We start from the raw sequence: 2,359 nt of genomic DNA, 5'->3' as shown, positions 1-2,359 counted from the left end.
TCGATCATCACCGCACGCCGGACCTTCTGATAAAGCTCCACTCTCTTCATCCTTCTCCTCCGCCCAAAAACGGAGGTTAGCAGGACTGGCCCCTTTTTATCCCGGTGCTCTCAGCCGACGGATGGCCCCTTTTATTACCGGTGTTCTCAAGGCCATTACGGTCATGGATAGCCATGAGCGCAACCTGTCGAACCAGCGCCTCTTCAATGTCGGCGTTACCCGCGTGCGCGACGACCTAACCATGGTGGTCGACGACAAGGCGAAGCTCGAGCGGCAACTCGACCACAACCCTGGAAACAAGACCTCTGCGCTCGAGACCCTGGGCCGGCTCGAAATCGACGGTCCGGGAAGGGCCCAGGCATCCGGCCCATTCGATCCGGGACCTGTCGAGGGCGGGCCTGGTCCCAAAGCGGCCGACGGACTCGATGGCTTGCCGCCGGTGCCCCCGGCCGAAGGGCAGGTGGCAGCCAGGACGAAGTCTGATGATTTGAGCGCGCCGCGCCTCAAGCCCGAACAAGCCGATCTGCTGCCCCCGCTGCCCGAACGCAGTCTGGGCCTCGATTTGTAAGCCGAGCGGCCCTCTGCCGCTCATGTATCGGCGTCCGGGCGGAAAGCTTCACACGCGCGTGAACCTCACCGATCCACCGGCGCTCGACTGAGAAAGGACAAGGCATGGACATTGGCGAAATCCTGCTGTCTCCGAAAGGGCGAGTCGGCCGTGGGCCATTCCTGGCGGTGGTGGCCACAGGTTGGGCGATCGCGTTCGATTTCCTGCCTTTCAACCCGCTGCTCGCGCTACGCTATGCCGCCGCCATCAACGTCGCGGTCGTCGTCATTAGCGCGCTGGCGGTCTGGGTGGGGATCGCCATTACGGTCAAGCGTTTCCACGACGTTGGATTATCGGGGTTCAATACGGTCGGATTGGTCTGGACGACGCTGCGCGGCGACCCGCTGGCGACCGACGCGCCTTTGACCATGGCCATCGCGGCTCTTGGGATCATCATCCAGCTATGGCTTTGTATCGAGCCGGGCTCGCGGAGCGCCAATCGCTTCGGCAATCCCGTGTCGGCTTAACGGGCACATCCCTTGCCCTCGACCCGCAGGTCGACATAGGCCCGGCCGTTCCATCGCACGACCGGCATGCAAAGGCCGGGGCCGCCGATGCCGATATCCGGCCAACCGTCCGCGCCCTTGGTGCGACGAATATCGGCGATACCGACCGAATTATACATGCGCTTCCAGCGGCCGTCGGCCTGCTGGCTCATTACCCAGAAGGCGGCACCCGTATTGCCGTAACAATAGGTGCCGCCTTCGGTGATGATGGCCTCGGGTCTGCCGTCGCCGTTCAAGTCGCGCCGCTCCTCGATCGTGCCGGGTCCATAGGACCCTGGCCCATTGTCCTCGTCGCCATCGTTGCAGCCGCTTTCCCAGCGACCTTTCTTGAGGTGGAAGCCAGCGGCAAGGAAGATCGCGGCGTCTCCAGCGGGCGCGGAGGCGGCTGGACGCGCCGCCTGTGAAGCCATACGTGCGTCCGCGTAGACATGGCCATCATAAGTGAGCCGCGTCGTCACGCCGCCGCGCGTCGCGTTGAGCACGAACCAGCCGTTGACTGCTGTACCCGACGCCGCGACGGAGCCTTCCCCTTCAAGAATGCAGCGCCAGCGGCCATCCGGGCCCTGGGTGGCGACGGCATACCAGCGCTTCTCCTGCTGGTAGCAATCTCCGCTGTCGATAAAGAGGGCTTCCTTGCGTCCATCGCCGTCCATATCGACGAAGGTAATGCGCGGCCTTGCCGGTTTGCCGCAGCGGTTCGTCGGCCCGACGGCGTCGGTGACGACAGAAAAGCCGCCCGCGCCATAGAGGGCTTTCGTCTGTTCGCGGGTCATGCCTGCCGATTGGGCCATGAGCGGCGGCGCCCATAAAACTGCCGCGAGTGCGCCGATGCCTGTCCATCTGCCCATATGTCGCTCCCCGCACCGCTACAAAGGATCCTGCATCGTGGCGGTTCGGTCGCATGGATCAAGCGATTCCATCAGAAACAGGCAGCGTCACCTCGGACTTCCCGGATGACCAGATCGATATTGGCGGCGTTGGGGGTTCACTCAGTCGTGCTGCGTGAGCTACTTGCCGTCTTCAGCTCATCATGATGTCTCCTGTGACACTTTACCTAGAGGGCGGGGTAAAGTGTCACGGGTGGTATCGAATATGAGGCGGCTCTGTTGCAAATTCTGACGCGGTCGCCATGGTTTGGTTCGAGGGCTTTCAAGGTCGGTTGCGATGAACGATTTCAAAGGGCGGCATTTTACCGGCGAGGTCATCCTGTGGGCGGTACGCTGGTATTGCCGGTACGGCATCAGCT

2 protein-coding genes and 2 pseudogenes are annotated in these 2,359 nt (G+C 62.7%); 3 read left to right on the top strand and 1 reads right to left on the bottom strand.

Annotated features, from left to right (window positions below):
• Both AB4Z00_RS26490 and AB4Z00_RS26485 read left to right on the top strand, forming a co-directional pair.
• Window positions 1–568, top strand: a pseudogene (locus AB4Z00_RS26490) (hypothetical protein); the annotation flags it as partial.
• 104 nt (window positions 569–672) lie between these two features.
• A complete protein-coding gene (locus AB4Z00_RS26485) occupies window positions 673–1,074 on the top strand; it encodes a DUF805 domain-containing protein (protein WP_442047895.1) in 402 nt (133 codons plus the stop codon).
• Here AB4Z00_RS26485 and AB4Z00_RS26480 read toward each other — a convergent pair.
• Entirely contained in the window at window positions 1,071–1,886 is an 816-nt protein-coding gene (locus AB4Z00_RS26480) for an FG-GAP repeat domain-containing protein (protein WP_442047894.1), read from the bottom strand. The two genes, AB4Z00_RS26485 and AB4Z00_RS26480, sit on opposite strands and share 4 nt — an antisense overlap.
• 391 nt (window positions 1,887–2,277) lie before the next feature.
• On the opposite strand from AB4Z00_RS26480, the pseudogene AB4Z00_RS26475 reads away from it, so the two are divergent.
• Window positions 2,278–2,359 (top strand): annotated as a pseudogene (locus tag AB4Z00_RS26475) (IS6 family transposase); the annotation flags it as partial.

Source organism: Novosphingobium sp. YAF33, from assembly GCF_052113265.1.
GTDB lineage: Bacteria > Pseudomonadota > Alphaproteobacteria > Sphingomonadales > Sphingomonadaceae > Novosphingobium.
This window is presented reverse-complemented; position numbering and strand designations above follow the sequence as displayed.